Here is a 19,438-nt window from a genome sequence, read left to right on the forward strand (position 1 = left end):
ACGGGGCGGCGGCGACGGGTGTCAGTCGGCGAGGTCGGCGAGCGCGATCACCTTGTCGATCGGGACCCTGACGAGGAGTTCGGTCGGGACGGCGTTGCGGCGGGCGAAGGCCTCCCCCTGCTCCTCACCCATGTAGCGGGTGGCGATCCGGGCCGCCCAGGCGTGCAGTTCGTCCGGGCCGTCGCCGTACTCGCTGATCTCGGCTCGGCCCTGGAGGACGACGAAGGAGAAGGGCGGCCGTTCGTCGTCCACGCAGAGCGCGACCCGGCCGTCGCGGGTGAGGTTGCGCCCTTTGACGGTGTCCTTTCCGGTGTTGAAAACGAAGGAATCGCCGTCGAGCACGAACCAAATGGGAGCGATGTGCGGACTACCGTCCTCGCGCACGGTGGAGAGCTTTCCGGTGCGGGTCGAGTGCGAGACGAACGCCCGCCATTCCTCTTCAGTCATCTTCTTCGCCATGGGGACATCCTCCTTGCCCGAAAGGCGCTGGTGGGGAAGGCTTGCGGCACAAGTACGCGGGGTGGGGCGCGGCCATATGGCCGACGTCAACGGGGAGGGGCTGGGAATGGCACTGGACAAGCAACTGGACTGGCTGCTGGACGACCTGACGCGCAGGGTCCAGCAGGTGCGGCACGCGGTGGTGCTGTCCAACGACGGCCTGGTCACGGGGGCGAGCGCGGGGTTGGCGCGGGAGGACGCGGAACACCTGGCGGCTGTCGCGGCCGGACTGCAGAGCCTTGCCAAGGGGTCCGGCCGCCACTTCCGGGCCGGTGAAGTCCGGCAGACGATGGTCGAGTACGACGAAGGAGCGCTCTTCGTCATGGCCGCGGGCGCGGGCAGCAGCCTGTGCGTGTTGAGCGCCGCCGAGTCCGACATCGGTCAGGTCGCGTACGAGATGACGCTGCTGGTCAACCGGGTGGGGGAGCACCTGGGTGTTGCGGAGCGGCGGATCACCGGCGGCTGAGCGGGGCCGATTCGGGCGCCGCCCGGGAAGTTGTCCACAGGCCTCGCGGAGTGTCATTGCGCTGAGTTACGGTCTTCACACAGAGTAATCATTGCTCGTGGGGGAGGACCGTAATGAAGCAGATGGGGACCGCACTTCGGGACGCCGTGGCCGACGACGCCGTGGCCGACGGCGCCGCGGACGTGCTGGTGGGCGGCGCGCAGGCCGCAGGTGAACTGGGGCTGAGCCGGAACGAGTTCGCCAGGGCCGTCCAGCTGGGGATCGTGCGGGCCGGTCCGCGCACGCTCGCCGGGCCCGCGCGCTACGCACGGGCCGAGCTGGATCGGGTCAGGTCGGTGACGGGCCCGCCGGGCGCGCTGCGCGAGCGGGTCGAGACGGTGGCCGGGGCGGAGGCCGCGGCCGAGGTGGTGGGGGTCGGCCCGAGCCGCTTCACGCGGCTCGCGCGCTGCGGGCACGTGGTCCCGGTCGGCTACCGGATCAATCGGTACCGGGCCGTGGTGTGGCTCTACCTCACCGCGGAGCTACGGAGCTTCGCCGCGCGGGATCCGGGAATGCTGAGCGGGATCGCGCCCCCGGCGGACCGGGAACTGATGGCGGCCAAGGTGGATCTGCGCCCGCGCACGTGGCGCGGGCGGCATGTCGGGCTGCTGCTGAGACGAACCGCCGACCCGTGGGAGCGCGCCGCCGTACTGGCATCCGTGCTGCCCGAGGACGAGTTGCTGGAGGCCGTTCCCGACCCGGCGGAGCGGATCGTCCTGGCCGCCCTCGGCCCGCCCCCGCCGTACGGGCACCCGCAGGTTCCGGCGGCAGCCGCGGTGGCGACGGGGTTGCTGAAGGCCGGCCCGCCGGACGAGATCCACTGGTATCGCACCAGCTTGGACTTCGCCCTGGCGGGGGCGAGGGGTCAGTCGAAGTCGACGGGCGAGAGGGGGCCGACGTAGACCCAGGCCCCGCCCTCGCGGGTGAAGCTGCTGTGCTCGTGCAGCGAGCCGGTGTGACGGCCCTCGCGGTAGTGCGCGCGGAACTCCACCGAGCCCTCCGTCTCGAACATCCCGCCTCGCTCGGTGGCCAGGATCTCCAGCCGCTCCCAGCGCTGTTCGGGATCCAGGTCGAGGTGGTCCGGACGGGTGGTGGGGTGCCAGGAGCGCAGCAGGTAGGCGGTGTCGCCGACGGCGAAGGCACTGAACCGCGAGCGCATCAGCCGCTCGGCGGTGGGCGCCGAGCGAGCACCGGAGTGAAAGGGGCCGCAGCACTCCGGGTAGGCGGCGGGCAGCCCGCAGGGGCAGGGGACGGCAGGGGTGGACATGGGTGTGCTCAGTTCTCCGGGGCGGGCTCGGACGGCTTGGCGGGGTACGGACGGAAGAGGCCTTCCTGGACGACGGACACCAGCAATCTTCCCTCCACGTCGTAGATGCGGCCCCGGGCCAGGCCCCGGCCGCCGTGCGCGATGGGCGACTCCTGGTCGTACAGGAACCACTCGTCCGCCCGGAAGGGTCGGTGGAACCACATGGCGTGGTCCAGCGAGGCCATGTCGAAACCGCGCATGCCCCACAGGGGTTCCACCGGGATGCGTACGGCGTCGAGGAGGGTCATGTCACTTGCGTAGGTGAGGGCGCAGGTGTGGATGAGGGGGTCGTCGCCCAGCGGGCCGACCGCACGCATCCACACCGCGCTGCGCGGATCGGATCCCTTGAGCTCCTCAGGAGTCCAGCGGAGCCGGTTGACGTACCGGATGTCGAAGGGCTGGCGGCGGGCCATCCGCTCCAGTGCCTCCGGCAGCGCCCCGAGGTGCTCGCGGATCTCGTCCGCGACCTTGGGGAGCGTGTCCGGGTGGGGGACGTGGTGAGGAGGCAGCTGGTGTTCGATGCTGCCCTCCTCCGGATGATGGAAGGAGGCGGTGAGATTGAAGATCGTCTTGCCCTGTTGGACCGCGGTGACCCGGCGCGTGGTGAAGGACCGCCCGTCGCGCACCCGCTCCACCTGGTACACGATCGGCACCCCGGGGATGCCGGGGCGCAGGAAGTACGCGTGCAGCGAGTGGACCGGGCGGTCGCTCTCCACGGTGCGCCCCGCGGCCACCAGCGCCTGGCCGGCGACCTGCCCGCCGAAGACCCGCTGGAGGGATTCCTGCGGGCTGGCGCCGCGGAAGATGTTGACCTCGATCTGCTCCAGGTCGAGCAGATCGACCAGTCTCTCGGCGGGGTTCGTCATCAGAGGATCTCCAGTGTCGGGTCCGGCGAGTCGGGCGGGTACGGCGAGTCGGACGGGTACGGCGGGACGTGGCGGACGGTCAGAGCGCTCCGAGCTCGCCGACCGAGGTGACCCGGATGACGGCCCGGCCCTCCTCGTCGGAGGCGGCCAGGTCGACCTCGGCGCTGATGCCCCAGCCATGGTCCCCGTTGGGGTCCGCGAAGGTCTGGCGGACGCGCCACAGGCCGTGCGCCGGGTCCTCCTCGATCTGCAGGAGCTTCGGACCGCGCGCGTCGGGTCCGGTGCCCAGGTCGTCATACTCGTCCCAGTACCCGTCCAGGGCCTCGCCCCAGGCATCCGCGTCCCAGCCGGACTCGGCGTCCAGCTCGCCCAGCACGTTGACGTGGTCGAGGGCGGCCAGCTCCACACGGCGGAACATGGCGTTGCGGACCAGGACGCGGAAGGCGCGCGCGTTCGCGGTGACCGGCTTGACCTGGTCGGCCTTCTCCTGGGCCTGCTCCGCCGTCTCCACCTCCGGGTTTGCCAGCTGCTCCCACTCGTCCAGCAGACTGGAGTCGACCTGGCGGACCAGCTCGCCGAGCCAGGCGATCAGGTCCTGGAGGTCCTCGGACTTGAGGTCGTCGGGGATGGTGTGGTCCAGCGCCTTGAACGCGCTCGCCAGGTAGCGCAGCACGATGCCCTCGGTGCGGGCCAGCTCGTAGAAGGAGGTGAACTCGGTGAAGGTCATCGCGCGCTCGTACATGTCGCGGATGATCGACTTCGGGGAGACCGGGTGGTCGCGGACCCACGGGTGGCTCTTGGCGTACACGTCGTAGGCATGGGAGAGCAGCTCTTCGAGCGGCTTGGGATAGGTGACGTCCTGGAGCCGCTCCATCCGCTCCTCGTACTCGATGCCGTCGGCCTTCATCTGGCCGACCTGGATGCCGCGTTCCTTGTTCTGCTGGGCGGCCAGGATCTGCCGCGGGTCGTCCAGCGTGGACTCCACGACGGAGACCATGTCCAGCGCGTAGGAGGGGGACTCCGGGTCCAGCAGGTCGAAGGAGGCCAGGGCGAAGGTGGACAAGGGCTGGTTGAGCGCGAAGTCCTGCTGGAGGTCGACGGTGAGCCGGATGGTGCGGCCCTCCGCGTCCGGTGTGTCGAGCTTCTCGACCACACCGCCGTCCAGCAGCGAGCGGTAGATCGCGATGGCCCGGCGGATGTGCCGCAGCTGGGCCTTGCGGGGCTCGTGGTTGTCCTCCAGCAGGTGGCGCATCGCCTGGAAGGCGTCGCCCGGCCGGGCGATGACCGACAGCAGCATGATGTTGGTGACCTTGAAGCGCGAGGTGAGCGCCTCCGGGTCGGCGGCGATGAGCTTCTCGAACGTGGTGTCCGACCAGGCGACGAAGCCCTCGGGAGCCTTCTTGCGCACCACCTTGCGGCGCTTCTTCGGATCGTCGCCCGCCTTCGCGAGCGCCTTCTCGTTCTCGATGACGTGCTCGGGGGCCTGCGCGACCACATAGCCCGCGGTGTCGAAGCCGGCCCGGCCGGCGCGCCCCGCGATCTGGTGGAACTCCCGGGCGCGCAGCGTGCGGACCCGGTTGCCGTCGTACTTGGTGAGCGCGGTGAACAGCACCGTGCGGATCGGGACGTTGACGCCGACCCCGAGGGTGTCCGTACCGCAGATGACCTTCAGCAGACCGGCCTGGGCGAGCTTTTCGACGAGACGCCGGTACTTGGGCAGCATGCCGGCGTGGTGCACACCGATGCCGTGCCGGACGTAGCGGGAGAGGTTCTGGCCGAACTTGGTGGTGAAGCGGAAATTGCCGATGAGATCGGCGATCTTGTCCTTCTCCTCGCGCGTGCACATGTTGATGCTCATGAGCGACTGCGCCCGCTCGACCGCCTGGGCCTGGGTGAAGTGCACGATGTAGACGGGGGCCTGCCGGGTCTCCAGCAGCTCGGTGATCGTATCGGTGATCGGCGTGGTGACGTACTCGTACGAGAGCGGGACGGGCCGGGTCGCGGAGCGGACCACCGAGGTGGGCCGGCCGGTGCGCCGGGTCAGGTCCTCCTCGAACCGCTTCATGTCGCCGAGGGTCGCCGACATCAAGATGAACTGCGCCTGCGGCAGCTCAAGCAGCGGGATCTGCCAGGCCCAGCCGCGGTCCGGCTCCGCATAGAAGTGGAACTCGTCCATCACGACCTGGCCGATGTCGGCGTGCTTGCCGTCGCGCAGGGCGATCGAGGCCAGCACCTCGGCGGTGCAGCAGATCACCGGGGCGTCCGCGTTCACGGAGGCGTCGCCCGTCAGCATGCCGACGTTCTCCGTGCCGAAGAGCTTGCACAGGTCGAAGAACTTCTCCGACACCAGCGCCTTGATCGGGGCGGTGTAGAAGGTGACCTTGTCCTGGGCCAGGGCGGTGAAGTGCGCGCCGGCGGCGACCAGGCTCTTGCCGGAGCCGGTCGGGGTGGACAGGATCACGTTCGCCCCGGAGACGACCTCGATCAGCGCCTCCTCCTGAGCCGGGTACAGGGAGATGCCCTGGTCCTCCGCCCACGAGGAGAAAGCCTCGAAGAGGGCGTCGGGGTCGGCGTTCGGCGGGAGCTGATCAATGAGGGTCACACCCCCCATCTTGCCTGGCTTCCCCCCGGATCAGGGAACCGGCGGACGGAATGAAGATCACCGACGGTACGCTGTGCCGTCGATGCGGCCCGAACGAAACCGTCGACCGGGCCCGACCACACACCAGCGGGGCGGGAAACGACCATGATGGGTCCGGCGCACTCACTGTCCGGGGCAGCGGCCTGGCTGGGGGTGGGCGCCGCCACCGCGGCCGCCGGACACCCCATGCCCTGGCCCGTCCTCGTCGTCGGAGCGCTGATCTGCGCCGGGGCGGCCCTCGCCCCCGACCTCGACCACAAGTCGGCGACGATCTCGCGGGCTTTCGGTCCGCTCTCCAAAGGCGTGTGCGAGGTGGTCGACAAGATCTCCTACGCCGTCTACAAGGGCACCCGCTCCAAGAAGGACGCCCGTCGCACCGGGGGCCACCGCACCCTGACGCACACCTGGCTCTGGGCCGTCCTGATCGGCGGCGGGTCCTCCCTGCTCGCCGTCACCGCCGACCGCTGGGGTGTGCTCGCCCTGCTCTTCGTGCACCTGGTGCTCGCGGTCGAGGGCCTGCTGTGGCGGGCTGCCCGGATGTCCAGCGACGTCCTGGTCTGGCTGCTCGGCGCAACCAGCGCGTGGATCTTGGCCGGGGTACTGGACCAGCCCGGCAACGGCGCGAACTGGCTGTTCGACGGACCGGGCCAGGAGTACCTCTGGCTCGGCCTGCCGATCGTGCTCGGGGCCCTGGTCCACGACATCGGCGACGCGCTCACCGTGTCCGGCTGCCCGGTCCTGTGGCCGCTGCCGATCGCCGGCAAGCGCTGGTACCCGATCGGCCCGCCGAAGGCGATGCGGTTCCGCGCCGGCAGCTGGGTGGAGCTGAAGGTCCTCATGCCGGTCTTCATCGTGCTGGGCGCCTTCGGCGGAGCCTCGGCCCTCGGCTTCATCTAGCCCCTGCCCCGTCGGCGGATGGCTGAGAACGCACCATCGCGCCCCGGGTTCGCCGAGGCCTTCTGTTCAGCTCCCTCCCCGGCGGCCATGATGTGCGCCGACGAGCCGTCAGTGCCGTCGGCTCGCGTCAGGACCCGGGGGGATCCATGCACACGGGGAACAGAAGCATCCGTACGACCCTGGCGGGGGTGATGCTCGCCACGCTCACCGTCGCCCTACCGGCCCACACCGCCGCGGCGGAGCCCGGCGGAACGCCGGACGCGGGGCCGCACTGCAAACCGTCCCTGCGGATCCTGGAGTCGCTCCCGGGCGAGGACCCGTACCCGAACCCGTGGCTGCACCGCACCCAGGTCAACGACATCGGCCCGGCCGGGCTGTCGGTCGGTGTCTCCCACGACCTGCCGGCGTACTGGATCGGCACCAAGGTCTTCGCCGTACCGCTGCCCGCCGGGACCACGGGCGGACGGGTGGAGGCGGTCAACCGGTCCGGCCTCATGGCCGGCACGCTGACCACCCCGGACTGGACCAGGACCCTGGCCTTCAGCTACCGGCCGGGGGCACGCACCGTCACCCTGCTGCCCGGCGGGCACACCGCCAGCGACGTCAACGACCGGGGCCACATCGTCGGTACCCGCTGGGACGACGACCCCGGAGTCACCACCGGCCTCGAATGGGCGGCCGGCAGGATCCATCGCAAACTCTTCGTGCCGCCCGGCTACCGGCTCGACTACGTGACGGGCATCAACAACGCCGGTCAGGTCATCGGTTCCGGCTTCGGGCCGTCCGGCATCGACGACAACCAACCCACCAGCCCCGGGCTGCTCTGGTCCGCCGCCGTGGACGCCAGGCCCGTCGCCCTCACGCCCCTCGGCAGCCTCGACCACCAGTACCGGCCGCAGAAGATCGACAACTCGGGCCGGATCGTCGGCACCTACGTGTCCCCTCAGGAGCAGTGGCTCAACCTACCGACCGTCTGGGTCGCCCCCTACGGGCCGGCCACCCACGCGCCCCGGCTCCCGACCGCCCACAACGGCACCCTCGAGGGCATCAGTCCGAGCACGAACGTCTCGGTCGGCATCGGCAGTCAATTCCTGTACCCCTGGCCGCCGCCGCAGGACAGCCCGTTGGTGCGGGCCCAGTACTGGACCGGTGAAGGCCCCATGCGCGCCCTTCCCGCACTCGTCCCGAACGCCTTCACCACCGCGTACACCGTCACCGACGACGACCGCGTCGGCGGCGCCGCCGAGGACGCCGGGGGCGACACCCACCCCGTCATCTGGACCTGTGCCCGCAAGCAGGCTTTCATCCCCGCCGGCTGACCAGGCGGGGGTGAAGGACGGGCGAACGGCGTGGGGGTAGGCGGAGCGGGGCGGCCGGGCGGCGGGAGGACCAGGTCCCAGCCGCTGCCCGGCCCCGTCCCAGCCGCCGCCCGGCCCCGTCCCGGGCGGTCCTGGCCCGGCTCAGCCGTGCCAGGACCGCCACAACGCGGCGTACGCCCCGCCGGCCGCGACCAGCTCGTCGTGCGAGCCGAGTTCGCTGATCCGTCCGCCCTCGACCACCGCGATCACGTCCGCGTCGTGCGCGGTGTGCAGCCGGTGGGCGATGGCGATGACCGTGCGGCCGTCCAGCACCCGGGCCAGCGAGCGCTCCAAGTGCCGGGCCGCGCGCGGGTCCAGCAGCGAGGTGGCCTCGTCCAACACCAGCGTGTGCGGGTCGGCCAGTACCAGCCGGGCGAGCGCGATCTGCTGGGCCTGCGCCGGGGTCAGCGCCGTGCCACCGGAACCGACCTCGGTGTCCAGGCCGGCCTCCATGGCCCGCGCCCAGCCGTCGGCGTCCACCGCGGCCAGCGCCGCCCACAGCTCGGTGTCGCCGGCGCCCGTCCGCGCCAGGAGGAGGTTGTCCCGCAGCGTGCCCACGAACACGTGGTGCTCCTGGTTGACCAGGGCCACGTGTTCGCGCACCCGTTCCGCGGGCATCCGCGACAGCTGCGCCCCGCCGAGGGTGACCTCGCCGGTCCGGGGCGCGTAGATGCCCGCGAGCAGCCGTCCCAGGGTGGACTTGCCCGCCCCCGAGGGGCCGACCAGCGCCATCCGGGTGCCCGGCGGCACGGACATCGACACCTGGTGCAGGACGTCCACGCCCGCCCGGTAGCCGAAGTGGACCTCCTGGGCCCGCACGTCCCTGCCCTCGGGCGCCACCTTCGCGTCCCCCGCGTCCGGTTCGATCTCCCGCACGCCCACCAGGCGGCCGAGCGAGACCTGGGCGACCTGCAACTCGTCGTACCAGCGCAGGATCAGACCGATCGGATCGACCAGCATCTGGGCGAGGAGCGCGCCCGTGGTCAGCTGCCCGACCGACATCCAGCCCCGCATCACGCAGAAGCCGCCGATCATCAGCACCGAGCCGAGGATCGTCACGAAGGTCACGTTGATGACGGGGAAGAGCACCATCCGCAGGAAGAGCGTGTACCGCTCCCACGCCACCCACTGCGAGATCCGCCGCTCCGACAGCGCGATCCGCTCCGGCCCGAGGCGGTGCGCCTCGACCGTGCGGCCCGCGTCCACCGTTTCGGTGAGCACGGCAGAGACGGCGGCGTAGCCGGCCGCCTCCGAGCGGTACGCCGACGGCGCCCGCCGGAAGTACCAGCGGCAGCCGATCACCAGCACCGGCAGCGCCACCAGCGCGGCCAGCGCCAGCGGCGGTGCCGTCACCGCGAGAGCCCCGAACAACAGCCCCGCCCACACCACACCGATGGCCAGCTGCGGCACGGCCTCGCGCATCGCGTTCGCGAGCCGGTCGATGTCGGTGGTGATCCGAGACAGCAGATCACCGGTACCGGCCCGCTCCAGCACGCCCGGCGGCAGCCCCACCGACCGCACCAGGAAGTCCTCGCGCAGATCGGCCAACATCTCCTCGCCGAGCATCGCCCCGCGCAGCCTGACCAGTCGGACGAAGAACGTCTGGACCGCCAGCGCCAGCGTGAACAGCAGGGCCACACGCCCCAGATGCAGTTCGCGCGCCCCCGCCGAGAGGTCGTCCACGATCCGGCCCAGCAGGTACGGGCCGACCATGGAGGCGATCACCGCGGCCGCGTTGACGCTCACCAGCACCACGAAGGCCCGCCGGTGGCGCCGGAACAGGCCGCGCACATAGTCCCGTACGGTCGCCGACGTGCCCACGGGCAGGGTCGCGGCCGAGTCGGGGGCCGCCGGATCGTACTTTGGCGGCGCCACGCCGATCATGCGGATTCCTCGATCTCTGTGAGTGCTTCTGCCAGCTCCGTCAGTTCCAACCCGCCGAGCCGCTGCTCCTCGTCGGTCTCGCGGGTGACGACCGCCCGGTAGCGGGGCTCGCGCTGCAGCAGCTCGCGATGGGTGCCGACGGCCGCCGCCTTGCCCCCGTCGATGAGCACGACCCGGTCCGCGCGGTCCAGCAGCAGCGGCGAGGACGCCAGTACCACCGTGGTCCGCCCGGCGCGCAGGGCCGCGATCCCGTCCGCGATCCGCGCTTCGGTGTGCGAGTCGACCGCGGAGGTCGGCTCGTCCAGCACCAGTACCTCCGGGTCGGTGACCAGGGACCGGGCCAGGGCGAGCCGCTGGCGCTGGCCGCCCGACAGGGACCGGCCGCGCTCGGTGATCCGGGCGTCCATCGGGTCCTCGACCCCGTCCGGAGCCGACTGCAGCAGTGCGTCCAGGACGTCCGCGCACTGGGCGGCGCCCAGCGCCGCACCGGAGTCGACCGCTCCGGAGGCCGGTACGTCGAACAGCTCCCGCAGGGTCCCGGACAGCAGCACCGGATCCTTGTCCTGTACGAGGACCAAGGTGCGCGCGGTGTCCAGTTCCAGCTCGTCCAGCGCGACTCCGCCGAGGAGCACGGACGGCGTCCCGGCCTCGTCGGCCCCGGAATCAGCCCCGGAATCCGCCCCGGAACCGGCCCTGGCGTCGGCCTCCGCGTCGGCCCCGGTTCCGGCTCCGGCTCCGGCCTCCGACACCGGGTCGCCGTCCATCGGATGACCGCCCAGGCGTTCGGCGAGCCGCCCGGCGAGGTCTGGGTCCCCGCACACGACGGCGGTGAACCGCCCCGCGGGGGCCAGCAGCCCGGTCTGCGGGTCGTAGAGGTCCCCGCCCGCGGCCGGTGCCTGCACCGGATCGGTGCGCGCGGGGCGTTCGCCGGCGGAGTCCGTCCGGGTCAGTGACAGCACCCGGGCGGCCCGCTGGGCGGAGGGACGCGAGAAGGAGTACGCCATCGCGATCTCCTGGAAGTGCCGCAGCGGGTAGAGCAGGGTCGCGACCACGCTGAACGCGGCGACCAGCTCGCCCACGGCGATGCGCCCGTCCGAGACGAGCGTGGCGCCGTACCAGACCACCGTGATCATCAGCGCGCCCGGGAGCACCACCTGGATCGCCGAGATCAGCGCCCACATCCGGGCGCTGCGCACGGCTGCCTCGCGGACCTCCTGAGAGGCCTCGCGGTAGCGGCCGAGGAACAGCTCCTCACCGCCGATGCCGCGCAGTACGCGCAGGCCCGCGACGGTGTCGGAGGCCAGCTCGGTGGCCTTGCCCGCCTTCTCCCGCTGGACGTCGGCACGCTGGGTGGCGCGCGGCAGCAGCGGTAGCGAGGCCAGGGCGACCAGCGGCACGCCGATGGCCACGACCACGCCGAGCTCGGGGGCGTAGAACAGCAGCCCGACGCAGACGAGGACGACGGAGAAGAGGGCCGCGAGGAAGCGCGAGACCGCCTCCACGAACCATCCGATCTTCTCCACGTCGCCCGTGGACACCGCGACCACCTCGCCCGCGGCGACCCGACGGGTGAGGGCGGAGCCCAGCTCGGCCGTCTTGCGGGCCAGGAGCTGCTGCACCCGTGCCGCGGCGGTGATCCAGTTGGTGACGGCCGTGCTGTGGAGCATGGAATCGCCGACCGAGATGGCGATGCCGGTGACCAGGAGCAGCGCGCCGACGAGCAGCAGCCCGTTCGGATCGCGGTCGACGACCGCGTCGACGCCGAGGCCCACCGCGTACGGCAGTGCGGCGACTCCGGTGAAGTGCAGCATCCCCCAGCACAGGCTCTTGAGCTGTCCGCCGAGTTGGCCACGCCCCAGCCACAGCAGGAACCGGGGGCCGGACCGAGCGTCCGGTACCCCTGGATCCGGATACGGAAGATCGCTGATCTGCATGACGCCCCAAGACTGGTCGAGTGGTCCAAACCGTGCAAGGTTCGCCTTCGGGACCGACGCCGAGCAATCGGTTTTCCGCGGGACGTACGCTGCGGCCAGCAGGTTTGCGGCAGCGGGGGAGGACTGGGCGCCTGGTCACGGGGGTTGCGCGCCCCGGCGCTCACGGGCGGGTGGCGCGCTCCAGTTCGAGCAGGGCCGAGTAGTAGGTCCGCCCCGTCGCCCGGTCCATGCCCACCTCGCACATGCGGTTCGCCGACAGGTGCGCGTCGAAGGCCCGCGCCGTCACCTCCGCGGCCTCGCGCGCCGTCGCCGAGGCCGTCAGTTCCGGGTGCAGCATTCCCCGGTCGCCCGCGAAGGCACAGCAGCCCGCGTCGTCGGGGACCACCACCTCCTCGGCGCACGCCTCGGCGACCGCCCGCAGCCGGTCCTCGTCGCCCAAGTGCCGCATCGAGCAGGTGGGGTGGAGCACGGCCGAGCCCACCCTGCGCCGGACCTCCAGACGCGGCAGCAACTCCTCGGCGGCCCACCCGATCGAGTCGAGGACCCGCAGTTCTGCGTGGAGGGCACGGTTCTCCGGCGTCAGGTACGGGACCACTTCGCGCGCGATGCCCAGCGTGCAGGAAGAGGCGTCCACGACCAGCGGCAGCAGCCCACCGGCCGTCCAGCCCCAGGCCGCCTCGACGATCCGGTTGGCCATCACCCGGGTGCCGGCTTCGTAGCCCTTGGAGCTCCAGATCGTCGCGCAACAGGTGCCGCCGACGTCGGAGGGGATCCAGACGGGCCGTCCGGCCCGCTCCGACACGGTCACGACGGCCTGGGGCAGGGAGGGGCCGGGCCGGCCCTCCGGGCCGCCGAAGATGCGGTTGACGCAGGCCGGGTAGTACACGGCCGCGGCGCCCACCCGCCGGGTCGGCGGCAGCGGTCGGGCGGCGGCGCCGGGGAGCTGCGCCGACCACTGGGGAACCAGGTCCGGACGCACGGCCTTGCGCGCGGCCCCGGTGACCGCTTCCAGCAGCCGGTCGCCGACACGCGAGGGGACCCGGTCGGCGGCGGCCACCGAGAGCCGGGCGGCGGCCTCGGCGGCCCCGAACCGCCGGGCTGCCAGCGCGGCAGCGGCTTCCTCGCGCGGGCCGTGACGGCGGTGGCGGAAGTCCTTCATCAGCGCCCCGGTGTCGATGCCGACCGGACAGGCGAGCTTGCAGGTGGAGTCGACGGCGCAGGTGTCCACCGCGTCGTAGCCGTAGGAGGCGAGCAGTCCGTCCAAGACGGGGGAACCGGGCTGCTGGCGCAGCATTTCGCGGCGCAGCACGATGCGCTGGCGCGGAGTGGTCGTCAGGTCCTCGCTGGGGCAGGTCGGTTCGCAGAAGCCGCACTCGATGCAGGGGTCGACCACGGCCTCCACCTGTGGAATGGTCTTCAGGCCGCGCAGGTGGGCCCGTGGGTCGCGGTCGAGGAGGATGCGCGGCGCGAGCACCCCCTCCGGGTCGACGAGCCGCTTGGTGCGCCACATCAGGTCCGCGGCCGCGGGGCCCCATTCCAGCTCCAGGAAGGGGGCCATGTTGCGGCCCGTGGAGTGCTCGGCCTTCAGGGAACCGTCGAACCGCTCCACGGTGAGCCGGCAGAAGGCCTCCATGAAGGCCCCGTAGCGCTCGACGTCAGCGGGGTCTGCGGCGTCGAAGGCGAGCATGAAGTGCAGGTTGCCGTGGGCTGCGTGACCGGCGACGGCCGCGTCGAAACCGTGCTCCGCCTGGAGCGCGAGGAGCGCCTCGCAGGCTTCGGCCAGCCGGGACGGCGGCACCGCGAAGTCCTCGGTGATCAGGGTGGTGCCCCGGGCGCGGGCTCCGCCGACGGCGGTGACGAAGGCCTTGCGGGCCCGCCAGTAGCCGCCCACGGTCTTCGGGTCGCCGGTGAAGGCGTTGGTGATCGAAGCCGCCGGGGCGACCAGGTCGAGCTCCTCCAGGAGCCGGGCGGCCCGCTGCGCGCAGGCGTCCCGGCCCGCCTCGTCCGGCGCCCGGAACTCCACGAGCAGGGCCGTGGTCTCCCGGGGGAGGTCCGCCCAGTCGGCGGGCACGCCCGCGACGCTGACCGAGGCGCGCAGGGTGTTGCCGTCCATGAGCTCGACGGCGACGGCTCCCGCCCCGTTGAAGAGGGGCACGGCCGCGGCCGCGGCGGGCAGCGAGGGGAAGAACAGCAGGGCGGAGCAGAGTTCGCGGTCCAGCGGGAGGGTGTCGAAGACGACCTCGGAGATGAAGCCCAGGGTGCCCTCCGAGCCGACCATGAGCCCCCGCAGGATTTCGACGGGGGTGGTGCCGTCCAGGTAGGCGTCGAGGCGGTAGCCGGTGGTGTTCTTGATCTCGTACTTGGCTCGGATGCGGGCGACCAGCGCGGGATCGGCCTCGATCTCCCGCTTGATCTCCATCAGCCCCCGGCACAGGGCCGGTTCGGCGCGGGACAGCTCCTCGTCGGCGAGCGGGTCGGCGGTGTCCACGACGGTGCCGCCCGGAAGGACGAAGGTGAGGGAGGAGAGCGTGCGGTAGGAGTTGCGGGTGGTGCCCGCCGTCATACCGGACGCGTTGTTGGCGACGACCCCGCCGAGGGTGCAGGCGATCGCGCTGGCCGGGTCGGGGCCGAGGATCCGGCCGTGCCGGGCGAGGGCCGCATTCGCCCGGGCCACGGTGGTGCCGGGTCGGATCCTGGCTCGCCGACCCTCCTCCAGCACCTCGATCCCGACCCAGTGACGGCGTACGTCGACCAGGATGTCCTCCCCCTGGGCCTGGCCGTTGAGCGAGGTCCCGGCGGCGCGGAACACGACTTCGCGCTGCCGGCCGTGGGCGTACGAGAGCACCGCGGAGACGTCGTCGATGTCCTCGGCGATCACCACGACCTGGGGTACGAAGCGGTAGGGGGAGGCGTCGGAGGCGTAGCGGACCAGGTCGGAGACATTCCACAGCACCTTCTCCGGGCCCAGCAGCTCGGTCAGCTCGGTGCGCAACGGCTCGGGCGTGCCACCGGCCCGGTGCCCGGCGAGCCGGTCGGGCGCGGGGCCGCTGATGCTGCGGGGGCGCAGGGCCCCCGGCTTCGGTTCCAGCAGCGGCATCTGCGACCCCTCGCTTCGTCGAGGCCCACGGGTGGCCTACTCAGCAGGTGCGCTCCGCCGGGGCGTCCGACAGGGCGGCCAGCAGACCGCCGAGCACTTCGCGCTGGTCGGCGGTCAACGGAGCCAGGATCTCCTCCGCCGCGTCGGTTCGCGCGTTGCGCAGTCGGCGCAGCGTGGCGCGGCCGGTGTCGGTGAGCTCGATCCGGATGACGCGGCGGTTCGCGGGGTCGGGTGCGCGCCGTACGCACCCGGCCGCCTCCAGGCCGTCCACGAGGGTGGTCACCGCACGCGGCACGACTTCCAGGCGGGCGGCGAGATCCGCCATACGGGGTGCCTGCTCTCCCTCGTAGTGCGAGACGAGGCGCAGCAAACGACTCTGGGCGGGAGTGATCCCGAGCGGCACCATGTGGCGCTTCTGGATCCGGTGCAGCCTGCGCGTCAGGCGCAGGAGCTGTTCGGCGAGAAGGCGATCGGTGTCGGAGGCTGAGGCGGAGGCGGAGCTCATGCGGGAAGAATATCAGGATGCCATTCATTGTGAGCATAGGTAACAATGACCTATGCTCCAATGGCCCCGACCTTGCCGAAGGGGACATCGCGAGGACCTCGACCCTGACTCCTGACCCCTGACTCCTGACCCCCGAGAGGGTGCCCATGCCGCACGACGAACCGAAGTGGATCCCGTCGAAAGACCCCGTCGACCCCGCCCGGCCCGCCCCGGCGGAGCAGCCGCGCGAGCTGCGCCGCATCGTGGGGCTGTTCCGGCCCTACCGTGGTCGGCTCGCCGTCGTTGGCCTGCTCGTCGGCGCCTCCTCGCTGGTCGGCGTCGCCTCCCCGTTCATGCTCCGGGAGATACTCGACGTCGCGATCCCGCAGGGCCGCACCGGGCTGCTCAGCCTGCTCGCGCTCGGCATGATCCTCACCGCTGTCGTCACCAGCGTCTTCGGCGTGCTCCAGACCCTGATCTCCACCACCGTCGGCCAGCGCGTCATGCACGACCTGCGCACCGCCGTCTACGCGCAGCTCCAGCGGATGCCGCTGGCCTTCTTCACTCGGACCCGCACCGGAGAGGTGCAGTCCCGCATCGCCAACGACATCGGTGGCATGCAGGCCACCGTCACCTCCACCGCGACCTCGCTCGTCTCGAACCTGACGGCCGTCGTCGCCTCCGTGGTCGCCATGCTCGCGCTCGACTGGCGGCTCACCCTCGTCTCGCTCCTCCTGCTCCCCGTCTTCGTGTGGATCAGCCGGCGGGTCGGCCGGGAGCGCAAGAAGATCACCATGAAGCGGCAGAAGCAGATGGCCGCCATGGCCGCGACGGTCACCGAGTCGCTCTCGGTGAGCGGCATCCTGCTCGGCCGCACCATGGGCCGCTCCGAGTCCCTCACCTCCGCCTTCTCCGCCGAGTCCGAGAAGCTCGTCGGTCTGGAAGTGCGTTCCAGCATGGCCGGCCGCTGGCGGATGTCCACCATCGGCATCGTCATGGCCGCGATGCCCGCCCTCATCTACTGGGCGGCCGGCATCGCCCTCCAGACGGGCGCGCCCTCGCTCTCCGTCGGCACCCTCGTCGCCTTCGTCACGCTCCAGCAGGGACTGTTCCGTCCCGCCGTCAGCCTGCTGTCGACGGGTGTGCAGATCCAGACCTCGCTCGCGTTGTTCGCCCGCATCTTCGAGTACCTCGACCTTCCGGTGGACATCACCGAGCGCGCGGACGCGGTGCGGCTGGACCGGGCCAAGGGCGAGGTCACCCTGGAGGACGTGCACTTCGCGTACGACGCCAAGAACGGTCCGACCCTCTCGGGGATCGACATCACCGTTCCGGCCGGCGGGTCTCTCGCCGTCGTCGGCCCGACCGGCTCCGGCAAGAGCACCCTCAGCTACCTGGTGCCCCGGCTCTACGACGTCACCGGCGGACGGGTCGCCCTCGACGGGGTGGACGTGCGCGACCTCGACTTCGACTCACTGGCCCGCTCGATCGGCGTGGTGTCCCAGGAGACCTACCTCTTCCACGCCTCGGTCGCCGACAACCTGCGCTTCGCCAAGCCGGACGCCACCGACGAGGAGATCGCCGAGGCGGCCCGGGCGGCCCAGATCCACGACCACATCGCCTCCCTGCCCGACGGGTACGACACCCTGGTCGGCGAGCGCGGCTACCGGTTCTCCGGAGGCGAGAAGCAGCGCCTGGCCATCGCCCGCACCATCCTGCGGGACCCACCGGTGCTGATCCTCGACGAGGCCACCAGCGCCCTCGACACCCGTACCGAGCACGCCGTCCAGCGGGCCATCGACAACCTCTCCGCGGGCCGCACGACCATCACCATCGCGCACCGCCTCTCCACCGTCCGCGACGCCGACCAGATCGTGGTCCTGGACGCCGGGCGCATCGCCGAGCGCGGCACCCATGAGGAGCTGCTCAAGGTGGACGGCCGGTACGCGGCCCTGGTCCGCCGGGACCGCGACGCAGCGCTCGCGCCCGAACCGCCCGAGGGCGCCCAGCTGGCTCCGGTAAATGTGTGACCGTACGACCGGCACACCGGCCGGGTGCCGAAAATGTGAGGAATCGCGGGTTAGCGTTCCCGCATGCGCCATGAGCACCGGCCGCCGCAACGCCGTTCCCGGCTGACCCGCCGGGGTCGGCTGGCGCTCTTCCTCGGCACGCTGCTCGCCCTCGGTGCGACGGCCCTGATCCCCGTGCTGCGCGGTGGCGAAGTGCCCCAGACGCCGCGCCGGCTACTGATCCCCGAGGGCTGGCGGGCCCCGCAGGTGTATGCCGCGGTCGACCGCGAGCTGAAGCTCCCGCCGGGATCCACGAAAGCGGCGGTGGCCACCGCCGGACTGGCCCTGCCCGCGGAGGCCAAGGGCAACCCGGAGGGCTACCTCTTCCCGGCGGCGTACCCGGTGACCTCGAAGTCCACCCCGGCCACCCTCCTCACGCACATGGTGCGGACGGCGAACCAGAAGCTCGCCACCCAGGCCGTCGCCGACGGCGGCAAGGCCCACGGGATGACCCCGTACCAGACGGCCACCCTGGCCAGCATCATCGAGGCGGAGGCCGAGGGCCGCGCCGACATGGCCAAGGTCGCACGGGTGGTGCACAACCGGCTGGCGAAGTCGATGCCGCTCCAGATGGACTCCACCATCAACTACGCGCTGAACCGCAGCACCGTCGACACCAAGCTGAGCGACACCCGGATCGACAGCCCCTTCAACACCTACGCACGCCAGGGACTACCGCCCACGCCGATCGACAGCCCGGGACTACAGGCGATGGCTGCCGCGGTCGCCCCGACGCCCGACGACTGGTTGTTCTTCGTCACCGTCAAGCCGGGGGACACCCGCTTCTCGACGACGTACGAGGAACACAAGAAGCACGTCGCGGAGTTCAACCGGATCCGCGCGGGCGCCGGCCCCCGCACGGGTCAGGCCGGTCCCCCCGGGAAATGAGGGGCGGTGGACCTCGCGACGGATCTACGATCGGCGGCCTGCCGAACCGGTGGACCGAGGGGGCGAACCGTGAAATGGCCGTGGAGAGCGAAGACGGAGGCTGAAGCCGAGGTCGGAAACAGCGCGGAAGCGATCGACGAACTGGCTTTCGACGCGGAGTCGATCGGCAAGCGCATTCAGGCGCGCCTGGACGCGGAGGCGAAGGCCGCCGCGTCCGCCGAGCGGGCAGGGCACGAGCGGATGGTCGAACGGTGGGGCAGCAGGGTCGTCGAGTGGCGCGGCTGGCTGGCCCGTTCCCCCGCCGGAGTGGACCTGCTCCACTGGTGGTACGACGAGGCCGAACTGACCGCCCTGGTCGGTGCGGAACGGTACGTGGAACGCCTGGGAGAACTGCTCTCGCAGGCGTCGGCGCGCGACATCGCGGCGATGGGCATCGGCTGCACCCGGCGTGTCGACCGGGCCTGTCGCTTCGCCGGGACCTGCAGCCAGGATCCCGTCGTACCGCCGGGCGAGAAGCTCGCGAGCCATCGGCACGGGGAGGTACCCGGGGCGTGCAGCAGCTTCCTCGACTGCTGGTCCGAGCACCAGATCGACGTGACCTTCGCCGACGGCGACGACCACCGGTCGGTGCTCCTGTTCCGCGACCATCCGGGCAAGGCCCGGCTCTGGGTGGACGGCGTGCGCGTGGGGGAGGGCGAACGGCTGGACAAGGGCGGCTTCTGGGAGGATGAGCGCTACTTCACGATCCGGATCGAGGGCCCGAAGGACCACCCTGAGCAGGGGCCCGGCGAGATGGGCCGCGAGCTCTACAACATCGTCTCGCTCCTGATCCACGACGCGGAGCGGGGCACCACGCGCATCCTCGTCCCGGAGGCCACCGAGAGCTGGACCGATCCCGTTCTGGACGTGACGGACGGGACGGGCCGGGTGTACCCGACCCGTGAGGCCCGCGGGGCCAACGGCACCCCGGACCGGATCATCCCCCTCGACCGCCCCGAGACCGGCTGAAGT

Annotated in this window: 15 protein-coding genes; 7 read left to right on the forward strand and 8 right to left on the reverse strand. The window is 71.7% G+C overall.

The genetic code is table 11. The features are described from left to right. Nucleotides 1–21: 21 nt before the first annotated feature. On the reverse strand, nt 22–459 hold the full coding sequence (locus tag OG207_RS37310; protein WP_329105081.1) for a PPOX class F420-dependent oxidoreductase: 438 nt from the start codon (nt 457–459) through the stop codon (nt 22–24). 106 nt (nt 460–565) lie between these two features. Here OG207_RS37310 and OG207_RS37315 point away from each other — a divergent pair, with 106 nt between their 5' ends. Both OG207_RS37315 and OG207_RS37320 read left to right on the forward strand, forming a co-directional pair. Then, complete coding sequence (locus tag OG207_RS37315) at nt 566–964, forward strand: roadblock/LC7 domain-containing protein (protein ID WP_189734290.1); 399 nt, start codon at nt 566–568, stop codon at nt 962–964. A 113-nt stretch (nt 965–1,077) separates the two neighbouring features. Next, a complete protein-coding gene (locus OG207_RS37320; RefSeq protein WP_329105084.1) occupies nt 1,078–1,905 on the forward strand; it encodes a DUF6397 family protein in 828 nt (275 codons plus the stop codon). Here OG207_RS37320 and OG207_RS37325 read toward each other — a convergent pair. The 3 genes from OG207_RS37325 to OG207_RS37335 all read right to left on the reverse strand — a co-directional run bounded on the left by OG207_RS37325 (nt 1,869) and on the right by OG207_RS37335 (nt 5,777). Continuing rightward, nucleotides 1,869–2,270, reverse strand: coding sequence for a YchJ family protein (locus tag OG207_RS37325; protein WP_329105085.1), 402 nt, complete (start codon nt 2,268–2,270; stop codon nt 1,869–1,871). The two genes, OG207_RS37320 and OG207_RS37325, sit on opposite strands and share 37 nt — an antisense overlap. Before the next feature lie 8 nt (nt 2,271–2,278). Continuing rightward, nucleotides 2,279–3,175: an acyl-CoA thioesterase gene (locus OG207_RS37330; protein WP_030009151.1), complete on the reverse strand. Its 897-nt coding sequence runs from the start codon at nt 3,173–3,175 to the stop codon at nt 2,279–2,281. A 79-nt stretch (nt 3,176–3,254) separates the two neighbouring features. Beyond that, on the reverse strand, nt 3,255–5,777 hold the full coding sequence (locus tag OG207_RS37335) for a DEAD/DEAH box helicase (RefSeq protein WP_329105087.1): 2,523 nt from the start codon (nt 5,775–5,777) through the stop codon (nt 3,255–3,257). 144 nt (nt 5,778–5,921) lie between these two features. Between OG207_RS37335 and OG207_RS37340 the strand changes: the two genes are divergently transcribed. Together OG207_RS37340 and OG207_RS37345 are read left to right on the forward strand one after the other, a co-directional pair. Then, on the forward strand, nt 5,922–6,713 hold the full coding sequence (locus tag OG207_RS37340; RefSeq protein WP_329105090.1) for a metal-dependent hydrolase: 792 nt from the start codon (nt 5,922–5,924) through the stop codon (nt 6,711–6,713). A gap of 146 nt (nt 6,714–6,859) precedes the next feature. Beyond that, the gene (locus OG207_RS37345) at nt 6,860–8,032 is read left to right on the forward strand and encodes a hypothetical protein (RefSeq protein WP_329105092.1); all 1,173 of its coding nucleotides are present in this window, start codon (nt 6,860–6,862) and stop codon (nt 8,030–8,032) included. Nucleotides 8,033–8,173: 141 nt separating this feature from the next. Here OG207_RS37345 and OG207_RS37350 read toward each other — a convergent pair whose 3' ends face one another. The 4 genes from OG207_RS37350 to OG207_RS37365 all read right to left on the reverse strand — a co-directional run bounded on the left by OG207_RS37350 (nt 8,174) and on the right by OG207_RS37365 (nt 15,491). Beyond that, on the reverse strand, nt 8,174–9,955 hold the full coding sequence (locus OG207_RS37350; protein WP_329105094.1) for an ABC transporter ATP-binding protein: 1,782 nt from the start codon (nt 9,953–9,955) through the stop codon (nt 8,174–8,176). Then, a complete protein-coding gene (locus tag OG207_RS37355) occupies nt 9,952–11,889 on the reverse strand; it encodes an ABC transporter ATP-binding protein (protein WP_329105097.1) in 1,938 nt (645 codons plus the stop codon). The genes OG207_RS37350 and OG207_RS37355 overlap by 4 nt, the downstream gene beginning before the upstream one ends. A 160-nt stretch (nt 11,890–12,049) precedes the next feature. Continuing rightward, nucleotides 12,050–14,986 carry an FAD-binding and (Fe-S)-binding domain-containing protein gene (locus OG207_RS37360; RefSeq protein WP_329105099.1) on the reverse strand — a complete coding sequence of 979 codons (2,937 nt, stop codon included), beginning with the start codon at nt 14,984–14,986 and terminating at the stop codon, nt 12,050–12,052. Nucleotides 14,987–15,026: 40 nt separating this feature from the next. Continuing rightward, nucleotides 15,027–15,491 (reverse strand): MarR family winged helix-turn-helix transcriptional regulator, encoded by a 465-nt coding sequence (locus OG207_RS37365; protein WP_329105101.1) that lies wholly within the window; start codon nt 15,489–15,491, stop codon nt 15,027–15,029. A gap of 146 nt (nt 15,492–15,637) precedes the next feature. Between OG207_RS37365 and OG207_RS37370 the strand changes: the two genes are divergently transcribed. From OG207_RS37370 to OG207_RS37380, 3 genes are all read left to right on the forward strand, one after another. Beyond that, complete coding sequence (locus OG207_RS37370) at nt 15,638–17,500, forward strand: ABC transporter ATP-binding protein (RefSeq protein ID WP_329105103.1); 1,863 nt, start codon at nt 15,638–15,640, stop codon at nt 17,498–17,500. A 63-nt stretch (nt 17,501–17,563) separates the two neighbouring features. Continuing rightward, nucleotides 17,564–18,427 (forward strand): endolytic transglycosylase MltG, encoded by an 864-nt coding sequence (mltG, locus tag OG207_RS37375; protein WP_329105106.1) that lies wholly within the window; start codon nt 17,564–17,566, stop codon nt 18,425–18,427. Nucleotides 18,428–18,496: 69 nt separating this feature from the next. Further along, on the forward strand, nt 18,497–19,435 hold the full coding sequence (locus tag OG207_RS37380) for a hypothetical protein (protein ID WP_329105108.1): 939 nt from the start codon (nt 18,497–18,499) through the stop codon (nt 19,433–19,435). Nucleotides 19,436–19,438: the final 3 nt, after the last annotated feature.

The organism is Streptomyces sp. NBC_01439 (assembly GCF_036227605.1).
Taxonomy (GTDB): Bacteria; Actinomycetota; Actinomycetes; order Streptomycetales; family Streptomycetaceae; genus Streptomyces.

What these genes read in the sequence shown, in the direction of transcription:
- OG207_RS37340 (WP_329105090.1), top strand. Translation starts at nt 5,922, where the DNA reads ATGATGGGTCCGGCGCACTCACTGTCCGGGGCAGCGGCCTGGCTGGGG.
- mltG (WP_329105106.1), top strand. Translation starts at nt 17,564, where the DNA reads ATGCGCCATGAGCACCGGCCGCCGCAACGCCGTTCCCGGCTGACCCGC.
- OG207_RS37330 (WP_030009151.1), bottom strand. Translation starts at nt 3,175, where the DNA reads ATGACGAACCCCGCCGAGAGACTGGTCGATCTGCTCGACCTGGAGCAG.
- OG207_RS37350 (WP_329105094.1), bottom strand. Translation starts at nt 9,955, where the DNA reads ATGATCGGCGTGGCGCCGCCAAAGTACGATCCGGCGGCCCCCGACTCG.
- OG207_RS37325 (WP_329105085.1), bottom strand. Translation starts at nt 2,270, where the DNA reads ATGTCCACCCCTGCCGTCCCCTGCCCCTGCGGGCTGCCCGCCGCCTAC.
- OG207_RS37310 (WP_329105081.1), bottom strand. Translation starts at nt 459, where the DNA reads ATGGCGAAGAAGATGACTGAAGAGGAATGGCGGGCGTTCGTCTCGCAC.
- OG207_RS37320 (WP_329105084.1), top strand. Translation starts at nt 1,078, where the DNA reads ATGAAGCAGATGGGGACCGCACTTCGGGACGCCGTGGCCGACGACGCC.
- OG207_RS37345 (WP_329105092.1), top strand. Translation starts at nt 6,860, where the DNA reads ATGCACACGGGGAACAGAAGCATCCGTACGACCCTGGCGGGGGTGATG.
- OG207_RS37360 (WP_329105099.1), bottom strand. Translation starts at nt 14,986, where the DNA reads ATGCCGCTGCTGGAACCGAAGCCGGGGGCCCTGCGCCCCCGCAGCATC.
- OG207_RS37355 (WP_329105097.1), bottom strand. Translation starts at nt 11,889, where the DNA reads ATGCAGATCAGCGATCTTCCGTATCCGGATCCAGGGGTACCGGACGCT.
- OG207_RS37315 (WP_189734290.1), top strand. Translation starts at nt 566, where the DNA reads ATGGCACTGGACAAGCAACTGGACTGGCTGCTGGACGACCTGACGCGC.
- OG207_RS37365 (WP_329105101.1), bottom strand. Translation starts at nt 15,491, where the DNA reads ATGAGCTCCGCCTCCGCCTCAGCCTCCGACACCGATCGCCTTCTCGCC.
- OG207_RS37370 (WP_329105103.1), top strand. Translation starts at nt 15,638, where the DNA reads ATGCCGCACGACGAACCGAAGTGGATCCCGTCGAAAGACCCCGTCGAC.